This window comes from Citrifermentans bemidjiense Bem, from assembly GCF_000020725.1.
In the GTDB taxonomy this organism is placed as follows: Bacteria; Desulfobacterota; Desulfuromonadia; order Geobacterales; family Geobacteraceae; genus Geomonas; species Geomonas bemidjiensis.
On sequence record NC_011146.1, the window covers coordinates 1956617 to 1973282 of the forward strand.

Here is a 16666-nt window from a genome sequence, read left to right on the forward strand (position 1 = left end):
GAGGCGGAACAGCGAAGGCGAAAAGGTGGAGTGACCATGTCGGCAGCTGCATCAATCAGTGAAATGGATGGTATCAAGGTATGCCAGAAACCAAGATGAGATCTGTCGACGACGACATAAGGGAGCTTTCTCCCTGGTTCCACAACCTGCATCTCCCCGACGGGAGCGAGACCGCGCCGGACCACTTCCTTGGGGATTTCCCCAGCTTCAAATGGCTCGAAATCGCCTCCAGCATCCCGGACGATCTCACCGGCTGGAGCGCGCTCGACATCGGCTGCAACGCCGGTTTCTACAGTTTCGAGCTGGCGCGGCGGGGGGCACGGGTCCTGGGTATCGACTGCGACCCGCACTACCTGGAGCAGGCGCGATGGGCGGCCGGGCAGTACGGGCTGGAGGGGCTGGTGGATTTCCGCCAGATGCAGGTCTACGACCTGGCGCGCCTCACCGGCAAATTCGACCTCGTGCTCTTCATGGGAGTCTTCTACCATCTGCGCTACCCCATGCTGGCGCTCGACATCGTGGCTCAGAAGACCGCGGGGATGATGCTGTTCCAGACCGTAACCATGCCGGGGCGCGAGGTGGCGGGGCAGTCTGATTTCCTGCTCAACGAGAGGGATGCCTTGCTGGAAAAAGGGTGGCCGAAAATGGCGTTCATAGAAGACCGTTTCGCCGGCGACCCGACCAACTGGTGGATTGCCAACCATGCCGGCGTGGAGGCTCTGCTGCGCTCGGCCGGCATGCGCATCACGGGCCACCCCGGCGACGAGATCTACCTCTGCGAACCGGACCCGGAAAAGCCCTCCTGCATGACCACCTGGAACCGGGCCGAATACCTCTCAGCCACACAGGCAGAAAAGGAAGACCTCTGACAGATCTCGCCGATCCTCTGTCTCAAGACTTGTTCACTTCACATATTTCCCTATCGGTTATACTCAATGCACGTTCTTATTCCTTATTCAACTGTCATGAAGTTCCATGAAAGGCGCGTATACGTGCTTTCTTTCGCCATATAGGTTATGCTATAACGACGTTGTATACGGTAGCCGGCGCCATTCGTCCGGCCCCAGTGACAGGTTATTCTGACTGTGAAGGCACGACGAGGTGCGATTTGAGCCGGAAGAAGCAGGGCGGCATGGAACTCGACGGTTCCCTCTGGTTTCAAAAGGACGAGCAGAAATTCCTCGGCGGGGACCGTATTGCCCTCTTGAAAAGCATCGACGAGGTCGGCTCCATCACCAAGGCGGCCAAGGCGGTGGGCATCAGCTACAAGAACGCCTGGGACCTGGTCAACATGATCAACAATCTCGCCGACCAGCCGCTGGTAGAGCGGGTGGCCGGGGGAAAGGGTGGGGGCGGGACCACCCTCACCAGATATGGCAAAGAGGTGGTTAGACAGTACGGCGTACTCCAGGAAGAGCACAGGAAATTCCTGGAGAATCTAGAGGGGAGGCTCGGGGACACCGCAAGCCTCTACCGGCTTTTGAGGAGGATATCCATGAAAGTTAGTGCCCGTAACGTCCTGGCAGGAACGGTAACAAAGATCATCAAGGGGGCCGTCAACTCGGAGGTTGCCCTTTCCCTTACCGGCGGCGGCACGCCGCTCATTGCGGTCGTCACCAACGCAGCCGTCGAGAACCTTGCCCTTAAAGAGGGCGCAAGCGCCTACGCCATCATCAAGGCCAGCTCGGTGATGGTGGGGAGCGACCTGCACGGCGCCAAGATCAGCGCTCGCAACGTCATGTGCGGCACGGTCGCCAAAATCATCGAAGGGCCCGTGTCCACCGAGGTCGACGTGGAAGTGGGCGGCGGCAACACCATCAGCGCCGTCATCACCCACGGCAGTTCCGACAACCTCGGGCTCAAGGTCGGGGGGCATGCCTGCACCCTCTTCAAGGCCTCCAGCGTCATCCTCGGCGTAAGCTAAAAATAGGGGCGGAAGGGAACGGACCTCGTCTGTTCCCTTTTTACTGGCTCGTCGTTATATCACCTGCGCTACAGCGCAGCCAAATGCAGAACAGAAATGTCGACAAAAAGGAGAAAGTTTATGAAGCGTTTCGCCAAGATGATGTCCCTGTTCGCCGCACTCTTCGTGCTCACCGCCGTAGCCTCGGTCCCCTCCGGATGGGCCGCTGAAAAGACGGTGATTCTCGCCACCACCACCAGCACCCAGGATTCAGGGCTTCTGGACGTGCTGCTTCCCATGTTCGAAAAGCAGACCGGCTACTTCGTCAAGACCATTTCCGTCGGCAGCGGCCAGGCCATGAAGATGGGCGAGAAGGGGGAGGCCGACGTGCTGCTGGTCCACTCGCCTGAGGCTGAAAAGGCGTTCATGGCGGGCGGGTTCGGCGTGAACGGGAAGCTCGTCATGCACAACGACTTCATCCTCCTGGGACCTGCCGGCGACCCGGCGAAGATCCGCGGCGCCAAGACCGCCGCAGACGCCCTCAAGGCTATCGCAGCTTCCAATGCGCTCTTCCTCTCCAGGGGCGACAACTCCGGAACCCACGCCAAAGAGAAAGGCCTTTTCAAGGCGGCGGGGATCAACCCCGAAGGGCAGAAATGGTTCCAGCAGACCGGCCTCGGCATGGGCGAAACCCTGAACGTCGCCGCCGAGAAGAAGGGTTACCTCCTGGCCGACCGCGGCACCTACCTGGCGCTCAACAAGAAGGCGCACCTGGGCCTCGAGATCATGGTGCAGGGCGAGCCGAAGCTCCTCAACATCTACCACGTCATCGAAGTGAACCCCGCGAAGTGGCCCAAGGTGAACAGCGCAGGGGCGAAGGCTTTCTCCGACTTTATCGTCTCCAAGAAAGCCCAGGACGTCATCAGCACCTTCGGCAAAAAGCAGTTCGGTTCCCCGCTCTTCTTCGCCGATGCCGGCAAGCCTGAGTAATAATGGACATCATTCTTGAAGGGATAATCAAGGCGTTCCAGCTCCTCGTCTCGCTCGACGGCGAGGTGCTGGGTATCGCCCTGCTCTCGCTCAAGGTTTCGGGGCTGGCCACGCTGATCAGCCTGGTGCTCGGGATCTCCGTCGGCACCCTGGTCGCTCTCAATACTTTCCCGGGTAAGAAGATCCTGGTCAGCGTGGTCAATACCGGCATGGGGCTCCCCCCGGTCGTGGTCGGCCTGTTTGTCTCCATCCTCCTCTGGAGAAACGGCCCGCTCGGGTTCCTGGAGCTCCTGTACACTCCGACTGCGATCGTCATCGCCCAGTCGGTGATCGCCACTCCCATCGTCATGGGGATAACCATCGGCGCCATGCAGAACCTCCCGGCCAACCTGAGGCTGCAGATCCTTGCGCTCGGGGCGACGCGGGTCCAGATGGTCTGGATGCTGGTGAAGGAGGCGAGGCTTCCGCTGATGGCGGGGGTCATGGCCGGGTTCGGCGGCGTCATCTCCGAGGTCGGCGCCTCCATTATGGTGGGGGGCAACGTGAGAGGCTATACGCGCGTACTCACTACGGCAACTGTGATGGAAACGGGGAGGGGGAATTTCGACATAGCGATTGCCCTTTCCGTTATCCTTCTGTTATTCTGCTTCGCGATCAACATCGTACTGACCTACATTCAGCAGCGGGAAAGACCTAGATGACACAGCAGCAAATAGTGCTTGAACAAAAAGATTTGAGGGTAGATCGAGGTGGTGTCCAGATACTCGACATACCCTCTTTTTGTTTGTACGAAAACGAGTTCGTCTCTCTCATCGGACCAAACGGCGCGGGTAAATCGACCCTGCTTCTTTCCCTGATGGGGCTGATGCAGCGCCGAAGCGGAACCCTCAGATATAAAGGCGAGGAGATCCGCACCGAGGCCGACTTTCTCCAATTGCGCCGCAAGATGGCGATGGTGCTCCAGGAACCGCTTCTGTTCGACAGCACCATCTACGACAACGTGGCGAGCGGTCTGAAGTTCAGGGGGATGGGGCGGGACGAGATCCGCAGCCGGGTGATGACCTACCTGGAGCGCTTCAACCTCGCCGACATGGCCCAGCGCTCGGCCCGCAAGCTCTCCGGCGGCGAGGCCCGCCGCGTCAGCCTCGCGCGCGCCTTCGCGGTCGAGCCCGAGCTGATCTTCTTCGACGAGCCGTTCGCTAACCTCGATCCCCCCACTCGACAGGCGCTCACCGAGGACATGGACCGGATCATCCGGGAGAAAGGGATCTCGGCGGTGCTGGTCACCCACGACCAGTCCGAGGCGCTCAGGATGTCCGATCGGATCGTGGTCATGAACAGCGGAAGGCTGGTGCAGGAAGGGACGCCGGCCGCGGTGATGAACCACCCGGTCAACGAGTTCGTCGCCAACTTCGTCGGCATGGAGACCATCCTGGAAGGAGAAGTCATCAGTAACCACGAGCAGCAGGTGGCGGTTGCGGTGTGCGGGCAGGAGGTCGATACGGTGGGGGATGCAGAACCGGGCGATCATGTTTATTGCTGCATCAGGCCCGAGAATGTCAGCGTCAGCACCAGTTTTCCTAAGGAAAAAACCAGCGTCAGGAACCTGTTTCCAGGGACCATCACCGAGATCTCCTCCATGGGGCCCTTCCTCAAACTCCGGCTCGACTGCGATTTCCAATTGACCTCTTACGTGACCCGTGAATCCTTCACCGAACTAGCCCTTTATGAAGGAAGACCGGTTTTCGCCTCCTTCAAAGCGACCTCCGTTCACATCATTCGCAGGCGGGCCGGCTAGACAAAAGCCTAAGGCACTTACCACAGAGGACACAGAGGTACACAGAGGAAAATCTGAGGAAACCAAAACAAAGGCCTCTGGGTTCAACCCAAAGTCTTTTGCCTTTCTCTGCGACCTCCGTGATCCTCTGTGACCTCTGTGGTAAAGCTTTTAAGGAGTTTGCATGACCTTTGAAGAGATCTATCAGGAGTTCCAGCCCAAGATAACCCGTTATCTCTGCAGTTTCATGTCCGAGGAAGAAGCGCTCGAAGTGAGCCAGGCGGTTTTCCTGAAGGTGAGCCAATCCCTCGAAAGCTTCAGGGCGGAATCCTCCCTCTCCACCTGGATCTACCGGATCGCCACCAACGCCGCGCACGACCACGCCTCTTTGTCCATGACCAAGCAAAGGCGGGCTGAGCAACTGCTCGACGAGGACCAGTCCCTGGACGATTTCGTGCGCGAGGACGACCCGGAGACCGACTGGGAGTACATCCGGAGCGAGATGGGGTGCTGTATCCGCGGGATGGTGGACGGCCTGCCGGAAAAGCTCCGCGAGGTCCTGGTCTTGAGCGAGTTCGAGGGACTTTCCAATGCCGAGATTGCAGATGTTTTGAAGGCGAGTCTCGACACCGTGAAGATCCGGCTCCACCGGGCGCGGAAGGCCTTGCGCGAGGCGATGGGAGCCGGGTGCGACTTCTACCGCGACGAGCGCAACCAACTGATGTGCGACCGAAAGGCGCAGTAAAAAAAAGGGGACAGGCTACTTTAAAGGGGACAGGCTACTTTTTGATTTGAAAAAGTAGCCTGTCCCCTTTTTTGTATCCTTTTTCGTGGAAGCCCGTCTGTAGGGGGTGAAGCAGTCAAATCTACAGACGGAGCGAAACCATGGACAGGAAAAAGTGTTGCGACAAGATGATGGGCGGCGGGGCTACCGACGGTTACGAGGTGGCGCGAATAGCCAAGGCACCGGGAGGTTGCAGCTTGTGCGAGGACTTCGCCAAGAAAAATGAGGCGAAACCGGTGGCGGTAATGTGCTGCGAAGGGGCCTGCCTGAGAGGGGAGGTGGCGCGTCGGGCCGCGAACATCATCTGCCACGAGTTGGCGAAGGACAAGACAGTCAGGATCTGCCTGGGCGGAGCCTTCACGAAAGACACCGGCCAGCGCGGCCTGGTGCGTAACTCCGGCCGCCTGATAGCGCTTGAAGGGTGCGGCGTCAACTGCTCCTCCCGCATGATGCAAGGGGTGATCGAAGGGCTGACTCCCGAGCTGATCATTGCGGACCGCCTGTACGAGTTCGACCGGCAGCTGTTCGGAGTGGACGAGGCGACGTCGGAGGAGATAGGCGCCTGGGCCCGCACCGTCGCTGTCAAAATCGCCGCTACATTGTAGGCGGAAAAAGGCACTCACCACAGAGGTCCACTGAGGAACCACAGAGGAAAAGCAAAAGCCTAAAGCCTTTGGGTTAAACCAAAAAGCTTTAGGCTTTTCCTGTTTCTGTTTTTCCTCCGTGAACCTCTGTGGTAAAGCTTGTGCTTTTGGTTTTAGCTCTGTGGTTCCTCTGTGTCCTCTGTGGTGAAAGCCTTTGCTTCTCCGTTTTGGGGTTTGCAAAAAGGGCGTCTGGGTTATATATTGCTGCGCGCATGTAAAACCTATGAAAGAAAGAGGAATACCAATGTCTAGCCTGCCGCAATGCCCTTCCTGCAAGTCCGAATACACCTACGAGGACGGGAGCCTGTATGTCTGTCCCGAGTGCGGCAATGAGTGGCCGCAAGCCGCCGCTGAGAGTGAAGCATCCGACAGCGTCGTGCGCGATGCCTTCGGCAATGTCCTCAACGACGGCGATTCCGTCACCGTCATCAAGGATCTTAAGATTAAAGGCTCGTCCTCGGTAGTGAAGGTCGGCACCAAGGTGAGGAACATCCGCATCGTCTCGGGGGACCACGACATCGACTGCAAGATCGACGGCATCGGCGCGATGCAGCTCAAATCTGAGTTCGTGAAGAAGGCCTGATTGTAAAGTAGAGCGAAGATTTTGGAGGAGCAGCATATGCGAGTCCTGTTGATTTCCGCGAATACTGAAACCATGAACATGGTGCCGCTCCCGTTGGGGCTCAACTGCGTGGCCGTCGCCACCGGTAACGCGGGTCACGAGGTGCGACTGCTCGACCTGATGGGGGGAGGCGACAACGACTCGCTCATCCGGGCCGCCATCGATACTTTCCGTCCGGAGGTGATCGGCATCTCGGTCCGTAATGTGGACAACCAGAGCATGGCGGACACCAAGTTCCTCCTGGAGCCGGTAAGGGAAACGGTCGCCCTTTGCAGGAGCTTGTCCTATGCGCCGACGGTCGTGGGCGGCGCCGCTTTCAGCATCTTCCCCGCGGCGATGCTGGATTACCTCGGCGCCGACATGGGTATCTGCGGCGAAGGGGAGCTGGCCTTCACGGAGCTTGTCGACGCCCTGCAGCGGGGAGGGGAACTTTCCGGCATTGCCGGCCTTTGCCTCCCGGGAAAGCCGGTGCAGATGGGCTCGGCCGCGAGGGGGGGCTTGGAAGGGCTTCCTTTTCCGGACCCTTCCCTTTGGTCGGTTCCGGCGGGGCGGGCGGACGAGCTCTGGATCCCGCTGCAGACCAGGCGCGGCTGCCCGATGCGTTGCAGCTACTGCTCCACCCCCGCCCTGGAGGGGACGGCGATCAGGATGCATCCGGTCGAGACCGTCTTGGAAGCGCTCTCCCGCCATGTCGCCGCCGGGTTCAATAACTTCTACTTTGTCGACAACACCTTCAACTTTCCCCCCGACTACGCGAAGCGCCTGTGCGACGCCATCGTCTCTGCCCAACTCGGCATCCGCTGGCGCTGCATCCTCTATCCCGGATTCGTGGACGAGGAGATGGTCTCCAAGATGGCCCGCGCCGGCTGCGTCGAGGTGAGCCTCGGGTTCGAGAGCGGGTCGTCCCTCATCCTGAAAAACCTCAACAAGAAGTACGACCTTGACCGGGTCCGCGATGCTTCCGAACTCCTCCGGCGCCACGGCATCGCCAGGATGGGGTTCCTCATGTTCGGCGCGCCCGGTGAAACCAGGGAGACGGTGCAGGAAAGCCTCGACTTCGCCGATTCCCTGCAGCTAGACATGCTGAAGCTCTCCACCGGGATCCGCATCTACCCCGACACGCCTCTAGCCGAGACGGCCAGAAGGGAAGGGGTGATCGCCGGGGATGACGACCTGCTCCTTCCCCGCTTCTATCAGGCTCCGGGCCTGGATGAGTGGCTTGGGCCGCTGCTGGCTGACTGGATGAAGACCCGCCCCTACTGTATCAGCTAGCGGGTTTTAGGTAGAAAAGACTTGGGTAGAAGCGATTCTTTGGCTATACTGCCTGGCTTTCCTACCGCAATGATTGAAAAGGAACTTGAATGGATTGGTTGACCATTTTGGGTATCTCCGTGGCCTTGGCCATGGATGCTTTCGCCGTAGCCTTGGCCGCAGGTGCCGTCATCAGCCCGATCACCGGGCGCCACCTGTTCCGCCTGGGCTTTCATTTCGGCCTGTTCCAGGCGCTGATGCCCATCGGAGGCTGGCTCCTCGGCATGACCGTGCAGAAATGGATCTCCGCCTATGACCACTGGATCGCTTTCGGCCTTCTGGCCTATGTCGGCGGCAGGATGGTGCACGAAGCGTTCGAAGAGGACGACGAAGAAAAAACCCCCTCCGATCCGACGAAGGGGATGACCATGGTGATGCTGTCGGTGGCGACCAGCATCGACGCCTTTGCGGTCGGCTTGAGTATCGCCATGCTGGGGGTCAGCGTCTGGCTCCCCGCAACGGTAATCGGCCTGGTTGCCGGTGTTCTCACCGTGGCGGGGATGCTGCTGGGGCGGCGCCTGGGGGAAAAATGGGGCAAGCGCGTGGAGATCTGCGGAGGTCTCGTACTGTGTCTCATAGGTCTTAAGATCCTGTTGGAACACACACTCCTCAAATAAGCATTTCGACGGCAGGCACTGGAAAAGGGCACGTTCATAGAGCGTGCCCTTTTCTTTATCGTGGAGTCGTCACTTACCGCACCATGATAATCCTGACTAGTTATTGTCAGAGCGGACAGAGTGCTGAGACAGCGATATGAGGCAGGAGTTGACTGTGGAGGTGCCAGGTATACAGACCAGACCTTGAACTGTGACAGAAGCTATGTATATTTAGCACAACAAAAACGCTGAATGTCAGCTGTATTTAGGCAAAGCGCGCAGCGCATGAGGGATCGATGAGCCAGAACAGCAACGAGGGCGACAATCTGTACCGCTACATCGTCGACATGATCCCCCAGATCGTCTGGACGGCCACGCCGGACGGAGGGCAGGATTTCGCCAACCTGCGCTGGTACGAGTTCAACGGCCTAACGCCGGGGGAGCCCGATCCCGAGCCCTGGCGCAGCATCATCCATCCGGACGACGTGGCCATGACGGCCGAAAAGTGGCAGAATTCGCTGGCGACCGGGGAGCCTTACTACTGCCTGCACCGAAACAAAAGGCACGACGGCGAGTACCGCTGGATGCTGTCGCGTGCGCTGGCGCAAAAGGACGAGCATGGGCGGGTGGTCCGCTGGATCGGCAGCGGAACGGACATCACGGAGCAGAAGATAGCCGAGGCGGAGCTGATACGGTACCGCGACCACCTGGAAGAGCTGGTCCGGGAGCGGACGACGGAATTGGTCCTGGCCAAGGAGGTGGCGGAGGTTGCGGCCAAGGCGGTTCGGGAAGCGAACGAACTGCTGGAAAAACGGGTAGAGGAGCGGACCGAGGAACTGAGGAGGACCGAAAAGGAGCTGCGCCATGCGCAGAAGATGGAGGCTATCGGGACCCTCGCGGCGGGTATCGCGCACGATTTCAACAACATCCTTACCTCCATCCTCGGATTCACCGACATGGTCCTGCACAAGATCCCCGAAGAAGGGACGGGGCGGCGGGAGATGGAGCAGGTGTTCGTAGCGGCGCAGCGAGCCGCGGACCTGGTGCGCCAAATCCTCAGTTTCAGCAGGAGAAGCGATCAGGAAAGGAAGCCGGTGCACCTCTCCGATATCGTCGAAGAGGCCTGCAAGCTGCTTCGTTCCTCGCTCCCTGCCACCGTGGAGATCGGCACGGAATGTTTTGCTTCCGAGGATGAAGACAAGGTCCTGGCCGACCCGATACAACTGCACCAGGTGCTGATGAACCTTTGCACCAACGCGGCACACGCCATGCAGCCTGAAGGCGGGATGCTGACCATCACGCTGACCGCGGTTGCGGCAGGATCGCCGGGGCTGCGCTCTCTTCCTCTCTTTCTTTCGCGGGACTACATCAGGGTTGCCGTAAGGGACACTGGGCGCGGTATAGAGCCCTCGGTGCTGGAGAGGATCTTCGACCCCTATTTCACCACCAAGCCGGTGGGGGAGGGGACGGGGCTAGGCCTCGCCGTGGTGCAGGGAATCGTGAAAAACCACGGGGGCGCCATCACGGTTCATAGCGAACCGGGAAAGGGAACCTGCTTCGAGGTTTTTCTCCCTACCGTGATTGGCGACGTGCTCCATGAGGCACAGATTCCAGAGCAGCTTCTGCACGGCTCGGAGCGGATCCTGTTCGTCGACGACGAGGAATCGCTCACCGTCCTTGGCAAGGGTATCCTGGACGCGCTCGGCTACAGCGTGGTCACCACCAACAGCAGCCGCAGGGCACTGGAGATGTTCCGAGCCGACCCCGCCATTTTCGACCTGGTGATTACCGACCTGACCATGCCTGGGTTGGCCGGAAAGGCCTTAGCCAAAGAGATCCATGCCCTGAGACCGGACCTCCCCATCATCCTTTGCACCGGGTACACGGAGAGCTTCGACGAGAAGGACCGGGAATACGGCATCCGCGCCTGCCTGATGAAGCCTTACACCTCGAAGATGCTGGGGCAGACCATACGGATGGTGCTGGGAGGGAAGACGACGTCAACCTGTTGAGGGGGTAGCTATGTGGAATTACGTGTCCCAGGCCCTGACGGCGCTGGTCTGTTTCGCCTTCATGGTGCTGTTCATGACGGCCGCGGTGAAACGCGGCGTTTCCGTCCAGTTTTCCATGTTCGTGCTTTCGCTGGTGCTCACTTTCAGCTTCGGGATCTGGTCTTACGGGGATTGGGGGATGTGGCCGCAGTGGAAAGCGGCGGTCCCCTTGCTGGTTGGGGCGGGGCTTTGCAGCGTGGTCGGCAACTGGGCCATGTTTCTCGCCACCTCCTCCAGCGCCAATGCCGGCTACGCCTTGGCGATCATCGGGTGCCAGTCCGCCCTGGTGCTGCTCCTGGCCTACTGGTTTCTGGGGGGGGATATGCACTGGCTGCGGCTTTTGGGGATAGCGGTCTGCATCCTGGGGGTGGTCATCATCAGCTGGCCGCTTCAGGGAAGCTCTCCCGGCGATCCGGATATGGCCTCGAAAGGAGGGGGTGTTACTTCGGGCCGGTGACCCTTTAAGCCGATGCCTGACCCGGGCAGGCGAGGGTGATACGGATGTCGCCGCGGGATTTCCTCAGGATGACGGTCAGTTCCGTCTGCTGCAGGGCTTCAACCACGACCCTCTGCCCCTTGCGCACCGTGAGCCTGTCTCCCTGCTGCAGGCAATAATCGCGCGTATCCTCCGAATTGGTCACCCATGCCTCTCCCGAGTTGACCGTTACCGCCTCGATGGCGGCGCCTGCTTTGAACGCCAGCAACTCTCCCTTACAGAGCAGATATTTCATGCGACCTCCTCCTCTCAAAACCTCGTCCGGTAGGCAAGCGGGGTGACCCCCATCTCCCGGATAAAGACGCGCCTCATCTGTTCGGCGCAGGTGAAACCGCTCTCGGCGGCGACCCTGTCCAGGGAGAGCGCGTCATCCTCCATCAGGTTTATCGAGCGCTCCAGGCGCAGTTGGTCGAGATACCTGGCCGGTGTCTTCCCCGTCTCCCGCAGGAAAACCCTGGCGAAATTGCGCGGGCTCATCGCCGCCCGCCCGGCCAGTTCTTCCACTGTAACTTTGCGGCAGTGATTATCCTTGAGCCAGGCAAGCAGGGCGGCAAGCTGTCCCCCCTCCACCATCTGGGCGCGCAGCTGTGTGCTGAACTGTGTCTGCCCCCCCGGCCTCTTCAGGAACATGACCAGGCGCCGGGCCACTGTAAGCGCCATCTTCCTGCCGAAATCCTCCTCGACCAGCGCGAGCGCCAGGTCCATCCCCGCGGTGACCCCGGCCGAAGTGGCGATCTCCCCGTCACGCGTGTAGATGGCGTCCTGCTCCACTATGACCTGCGGGTATTCCCTGGCCAGCCGCTCCAAGTCCATCCAGTGGGTGGTGGCGCGCCGCCCGTCGAGGAGCCCAGCCTCGGCGAGGAGAAAGGCGCCGGTACAGACCGATACCACGCGCCTGGCCAGTGCTGGCGTCGAGCGCAGCCACTGCACCAGATGCTCGTTTTTCAGGGCCTCCGCCAGGGCGTCGTCCGGGCTCCCCGGTACGAAGATGGTGTCCGTGTCACCGGATAGCTCCTGCCAGGCGAGGTCCGCCACCAGCCTTATGCCCGGCGAGGAAGCGAAGGGGCCCGGTCGCTCTGCCATCAGCAGCACCTCGTAGCCGCACTTCAGCGCCTCTTCGTCCCCAAGGCAGCGGTTCAGCATGTTGAAGACTTCTATGGGGCCGGTGACGTCGAGCAGTTCGGCACCATGGTATGCCGCTACCGCTATCCTGCGCCGCCCGGTGCTCTCTATGTTCGATATGGTAGTGGTTTTTTTCATGGGGGGATAATTGCACAAGGTCGGCTGAGGTTCAAGGACAATGGACCAGCAGATCCTGCCATTTTGACGGTCATCCATTTCCAGCTCTCCCCCTTCCTTGACGGCATGCGCGCCGTAGCGCTACGGTCCGCGAAGGCAGGAGGGGACACCTACCCCCACCCCCTGACCCCCTCCCGCTGTATGGACCGGGGTCAAGGTTTACAGTTGTTCGGGGACATGGTTTACACTTTTTGTTCTTTGAGATCGACTTCTGCGATTTTCTGGCTGCAGAAATAAACGCCATATTCGCCATCGCGTATGGTTGGCCGAAATGCCACCGGCTGCCCCCTGAGCGCCTTCGCGAGGCGCACACATCGGCCTTTGAATGACACCTTACCCTCGGCCTGGACCTTTCGGATCTCGTCGTCTGGGGCGTACTGAATCTCGGGCAGTATTTCTGAGTAAGTCCGCCGGCTAGGCTTATAACGCGTCATCGGAGTTTCCATACCTAGTGATTCGTGTGGGCGCTCCAAGTTGTAGCAATGCCTGAAGGTGTCGAATCTAAGCTGGCAGTCAGCTAGGTCTTCGAAGACTCTTCCAGCGATTGCTTCTGCAACCAGAGTTCTGTGAAACCGCTCGTCCTTACCCTGTGTTTGAGGATGATAGGGGCGAGAGTGGCTGACCCGTATCTCGTTTCTGATAAGCCAGACCGTTAATGGCGTAAGGTCGTTGTATTGATCGTTACCCCATGGGCTGCCATTGTCCATGGTCATTCGATATGGCAATCCATATTGCCTGAATGCCTCAATCAAAGCAGCTTTAACCGTTTCTGTTCGCTCATTGGCACAGGCTACAAGCACCACACTAAACCGGGAATGGTCATCCAGAACAGTCAACGGATGACAGCGACCATGATGCTTCATCGGAATACTGCCCTTGAAATCCATCTGCCATAGGTCGTTTGGGTATGGGTGCTCGAACCGTTGGAAAGCAGTATGTTTATCTGACTCAGCTGGATCAATGCAGCCGTTGCGGCGCAAGATTGCTGTTATGGTCGAAGGTACAGGCACCCCCTGATGCCCAAGTTTTTCAAGACGCTTACGTAGCTTACGTGCTCCCCAAGCCTGATGTTCTTCGCGAAGCTTGAGAATAGCATCTTCGGTCGCAGTGACCGTCTTATGTGGACAGGTCAGTGGCTTGCGAGATAAGTCAATTAGGCCTTCGACGCCGGTTTCAAGGAACCTGCTAATCCATTTGTAGCCGGTCGGACGGCTGATGTTAAAGCGTTTGCAAAGGAAGGCTATGTTGCTGCCTTCCTGCAACGCCAAATGAACGAACTCGAATCTCAGGGTCATAGTATCCACCGGTCGCCAAGGCATGGTCTCCCTCCTCCGAGGAAAGGTCATTCTTGGCAAAAGTGTTAACTATGTCCCCGAACATTTGTAAACCATGTCCCCAGTCTATACACCCGCAAGGGGAGGGGGGACTAGGCGGGAGGGGGACTGATTCGGCATTGGAAAGTCCTTCTTCGTTACCCCTTCAGCGCGTTCACCAGTAGTTCGTAATCCTCCAGCAGCGCCTGCAGGTCCTCTTCATGCTCGACTTCCTGCTGCAGAATGGTGAGCACCATGTTGTAGGTCACCGGATCCTTCTCCCGGGTGATGTCCAAGAGCCGCTTGTACACCCCTATCGCGCACTGCTCTCCCTTTATGTTCTGCTCCAGCAGGGTCTTCACGAACGGGTCGTCCGGGGCGTCGTAGCCGCAGTTGCTGAACTTGTACCAGTCTTCCGGGCGGGTCACCGGCGTTCCTCCCAGCTGGATGATGCGCATCGCCACGAGGTCCGCGTGCGCCAGTTCTTCGGTGGCATGGATCAGTAGTTCCGCGCCCACCGCGTCCTTCATCGGGCCCTTCACCACCTTGGCCCCGAGCCAGTACTGGTAGTAGGCGAACCATTCGTCGCTGTAAGCGCGCTGCAAAAGGCCCAGCAGTTCCTCCACATCCATTCCGACAATTTCGCGCCCCTTTGATCCCATCTTCTGTCTCCTTTTATGGTCTTAGTTCGCCTGAAATACAGGCATAGCAAGCGAGAATGGTAGCAGTATACAAGGTGCCACTGGATGCGCAAACGGCGTCAGTGACAAAGGCTTTTGCTGATTCAGGGATTACTGATCCCAGTGTCGCTGACGGAGCGGATATGACAGAGATTCGCTTTTGCCACAGCGTCCAAACTCAGAGTCGGGAAAACCCCTGCGGCAAAATAGCCCCCTCCCTGTCCCTCCCCCTCCGGGGGCGGGTACGTTGAAGCCTCTCCGCCTCCTGGGACGGGAACGCTAATGCCTCTTTGCTCCTCCCCCTCCGGGGGGACGTTGAGGCTTCTGCTCCTCCCCCTGGAGGGGGGAGGTCGGGAGGGGGGATGCTGGGAGCAATATCTCGCCGCTGTATTAGCCTATTAACAGGTTGACGCTCGGCTCGTCTTGGCGTATAGCTTCAAAGCTATCCCACCCATGTGAAGCCTGTGTTGCGCGTCCTAATGTGCAAAACTGCGCCTTTCGCCGGCTCGCTGCCAGTAAGGAAGAGAAACGTGAAGAACAAGATCGCCTGCTTTTCCCCGTCGCATGAAGAGATCCCCGCTCCCTACCGCATCGATGCCCCTATCCGCCAGGATTACTACCTGATAAACGGCGAGTTGAGACGCTGGGACGGCCCGCTGCAGGAGGTGGTGTCGCCGGTCCAGGTGAAGTCTGCCGGGAAACTGGAGAACGAGCGGGTAGGGGAGGCGCCCCTTCTCTCGGTCGAGGCTGCGCTCGAAGCCCTTGATGTGGCGGTCAGCGCCTACCATAACGGCCGGGGCACCTGGCCCACCATGTCGGTCGGGGAGAGGATCCACTGCATCACCCGCTTCAGCCGCTGCGTTCAGGAAAAGCGCGACGAGGTGGTGAAGCTCTTGATGTGGGAGATCGGTAAATCGCTCAAGGAGGCGCAGGGCGAATTCGACCGCGCCATAGCCTACATCCGCGACACCGTCGAGGCGCTCAAGGAACTCGACCGGGTCTCCTCGCGCTTCGTGATCCAGCAGGGGATCATCGGGCAGATCCGCCGCGCCCCCCTGGGGGTGGTGCTCTGCATGGGGCCCTACAACTTCCCGCTCTACGAGACCTTTACTACTCTCATCCCTTCGCTGGTCATGGGGAATACCATCCTGCTGAAGCCGCCGCGCTTCGGCATCCTCCTTTTCGCGCCGCTTCTGGAGGCCTTCCGCGACTGTTTCCCTCCGGGAGTGGTGAACACGGTGTACGGCGACGGCGAGGAAGTGCTCCCCCCCTTGATGGCGTCGGGGCGTGTCGACGTGCTCGGCTTCATCGGCACCCACAAGGTTGCCGACGCGCTGCGCGCCATCCACCCGCGCCCGCACCGGCTTCGCTGCGTGCTGGGGCTGGACGCGAAGAACCCGGCGATCGTCCTCCCCGATGCGGACCTGAAGCTGGCGGTCGAAGAATGCCTGTCGGGGGCTCTGAGCTTCAACGGGCAGCGCTGCACCGCGCTGAAGATCATCTTCGTGCACAAGAGCATCGCGGGGGATTTCATCAAGGGAATGGCGGCCGGCATAGCCGCTCTCCCCTGCGGGGTTCCCTGGCAGGAAGGGGTGGCGATCACGGCTCTCCCCGAGCCGGAAAAGCCGGAATACCTGGAAGGGCTTCTGACGGATGCCAAGGCGCACGGGGCGCAGGTGGTGAACGAAGGGGGAGGGGCACGCTCCGGTTCCTACTTCTTCCCGGCGCTTTTGTACCCGGTGACACCGGCGATGCGGGTCTACCACGAGGAGCAGTTCGGACCCGTGGTCCCGGTGGTGGTCTACGAGGACATCAAGGAGACCATCGATTACGTGGTCAATTCCAACTACGGGCAGCAGGCGAGCATCTTCGGGCAGGACGACGAGCTCTTGGCGCAGTTGATCGATGCGCTGGTGAACCAGGTCTGCCGCATCAACATCAACAGCAAGTGCCAGAGAAGCCCGGACAGCTTCCCCTTCAATGGCCGAAAGAATTCAGCCGAAGGAACGCAGTCGGTGGCGGACGCGCTCAGGGTCTTCTCGATCAGGATCGTGGTGGCGGCGCGGGAGACCGATGCCAACCGCGAGATCATCACCAGCATCGTGAGGGAGAGGAAGTCGCACTTCCTCTCCACCGATTACATGCTTTAATAGTCCCCCCCTCCCGCAAGGGGAGGGGGGACCAAGAGCGACTTCGCCAT

17 protein-coding genes are annotated in these 16666 nt (G+C 59.7%); 13 read left to right on the plus strand and 4 right to left on the minus strand.

Going from position 1 to position 16666, the window contains the following annotated elements; all coding sequences use genetic code 11:
* Nucleotides 1-95 precede the first annotated feature (95 nt).
* The 12 genes from GBEM_RS08500 to GBEM_RS08555 all read left to right on the plus strand — a co-directional run bounded on the left by GBEM_RS08500 (nucleotide 96) and on the right by GBEM_RS08555 (nucleotide 11135).
* Nucleotides 96-869: a TIGR04290 family methyltransferase gene (locus GBEM_RS08500; RefSeq protein ID WP_226373943.1), complete on the plus strand. Its 774-nt coding sequence runs from the start codon at nucleotides 96-98 to the stop codon at nucleotides 867-869.
* Nucleotides 870-1108: 239 nt separating this feature from the next.
* Nucleotides 1109-1924 carry a TOBE domain-containing protein gene (locus tag GBEM_RS08505; RefSeq protein ID WP_012530126.1) on the plus strand — a complete coding sequence of 272 codons (816 nt, stop codon included), beginning with the start codon at nucleotides 1109-1111 and terminating at the stop codon, nucleotides 1922-1924.
* A 120-nt stretch (nucleotides 1925-2044) separates the two neighbouring features.
* Nucleotides 2045-2893, plus strand: coding sequence for a substrate-binding domain-containing protein (locus GBEM_RS08510; protein ID WP_012530127.1), 849 nt, complete (start codon nucleotides 2045-2047; stop codon nucleotides 2891-2893).
* 2 nt (nucleotides 2894-2895) lie between these two features.
* Nucleotides 2896-3594 (plus strand): ABC transporter permease, encoded by a 699-nt coding sequence (locus tag GBEM_RS08515; protein WP_012530128.1) that lies wholly within the window; start codon nucleotides 2896-2898, stop codon nucleotides 3592-3594.
* Nucleotides 3591-4691, plus strand: coding sequence for an ABC transporter ATP-binding protein (locus GBEM_RS08520; RefSeq protein WP_012530129.1), 1101 nt, complete (start codon nucleotides 3591-3593; stop codon nucleotides 4689-4691). Before GBEM_RS08515 ends, GBEM_RS08520 begins: the two co-directional genes overlap by 4 nt.
* A gap of 163 nt (nucleotides 4692-4854) precedes the next feature.
* A complete protein-coding gene (locus GBEM_RS08525) occupies nucleotides 4855-5415 on the plus strand; it encodes an RNA polymerase sigma factor (RefSeq protein WP_012530130.1) in 561 nt (186 codons plus the stop codon).
* A 140-nt stretch (nucleotides 5416-5555) separates the two neighbouring features.
* On the plus strand, nucleotides 5556-6059 hold the full coding sequence (locus GBEM_RS08530; RefSeq protein ID WP_012530131.1) for a putative zinc-binding protein: 504 nt from the start codon (nucleotides 5556-5558) through the stop codon (nucleotides 6057-6059).
* A gap of 283 nt (nucleotides 6060-6342) precedes the next feature.
* Nucleotides 6343-6681: a zinc ribbon domain-containing protein YjdM gene (locus GBEM_RS08535; RefSeq protein WP_012530132.1), complete on the plus strand. Its 339-nt coding sequence runs from the start codon at nucleotides 6343-6345 to the stop codon at nucleotides 6679-6681.
* Between the two features lie 36 nt (nucleotides 6682-6717).
* On the plus strand, nucleotides 6718-7992 hold the full coding sequence (locus GBEM_RS08540; protein ID WP_012530133.1) for a B12-binding domain-containing radical SAM protein: 1275 nt from the start codon (nucleotides 6718-6720) through the stop codon (nucleotides 7990-7992).
* 89 nt (nucleotides 7993-8081) lie between these two features.
* Nucleotides 8082-8648, plus strand: a complete 567-nt coding sequence (locus GBEM_RS08545; protein WP_012530134.1) for a manganese efflux pump MntP — start codon at nucleotides 8082-8084, stop codon at nucleotides 8646-8648.
* A gap of 275 nt (nucleotides 8649-8923) precedes the next feature.
* Nucleotides 8924-10639 (plus strand): hybrid sensor histidine kinase/response regulator, encoded by a 1716-nt coding sequence (locus GBEM_RS08550; protein ID WP_012530135.1) that lies wholly within the window; start codon nucleotides 8924-8926, stop codon nucleotides 10637-10639.
* A gap of 10 nt (nucleotides 10640-10649) precedes the next feature.
* Nucleotides 10650-11135: a DMT family transporter gene (locus GBEM_RS08555; RefSeq protein ID WP_012530136.1), complete on the plus strand. Its 486-nt coding sequence runs from the start codon at nucleotides 10650-10652 to the stop codon at nucleotides 11133-11135.
* Nucleotides 11136-11139: 4 nt separating this feature from the next.
* Here the strand turns inward: GBEM_RS08555 and GBEM_RS08560 are convergent, their stop codons facing one another.
* The 4 genes from GBEM_RS08560 to GBEM_RS08575 all read right to left on the minus strand — a co-directional run bounded on the left by GBEM_RS08560 (nucleotide 11140) and on the right by GBEM_RS08575 (nucleotide 14448).
* Nucleotides 11140-11409, minus strand: a complete 270-nt coding sequence (locus GBEM_RS08560) for a DUF2917 domain-containing protein (protein ID WP_012530137.1) — start codon at nucleotides 11407-11409, stop codon at nucleotides 11140-11142.
* A 14-nt stretch (nucleotides 11410-11423) separates the two neighbouring features.
* Nucleotides 11424-12512: a GlxA family transcriptional regulator gene (locus GBEM_RS08565; RefSeq protein ID WP_012530138.1), complete on the minus strand. Its 1089-nt coding sequence runs from the start codon at nucleotides 12510-12512 to the stop codon at nucleotides 11424-11426.
* A gap of 143 nt (nucleotides 12513-12655) precedes the next feature.
* Entirely contained in the window at nucleotides 12656-13792 is a 1137-nt protein-coding gene (locus GBEM_RS08570) for an IS481-like element ISGebe1 family transposase (RefSeq protein WP_012528777.1), read from the minus strand.
* Nucleotides 13793-13944: 152 nt separating this feature from the next.
* On the minus strand, nucleotides 13945-14448 hold the full coding sequence (locus GBEM_RS08575; protein WP_012530139.1) for a ferritin-like domain-containing protein: 504 nt from the start codon (nucleotides 14446-14448) through the stop codon (nucleotides 13945-13947).
* A 548-nt stretch (nucleotides 14449-14996) separates the two neighbouring features.
* On the opposite strand from GBEM_RS08575, the gene GBEM_RS08580 reads away from it, so the two are divergent.
* Entirely contained in the window at nucleotides 14997-16616 is a 1620-nt protein-coding gene (locus tag GBEM_RS08580) for an NADP-dependent glyceraldehyde-3-phosphate dehydrogenase (RefSeq protein ID WP_012530140.1), read from the plus strand.
* The last annotated feature ends 50 nt before the right edge of the window (nucleotides 16617-16666 follow it).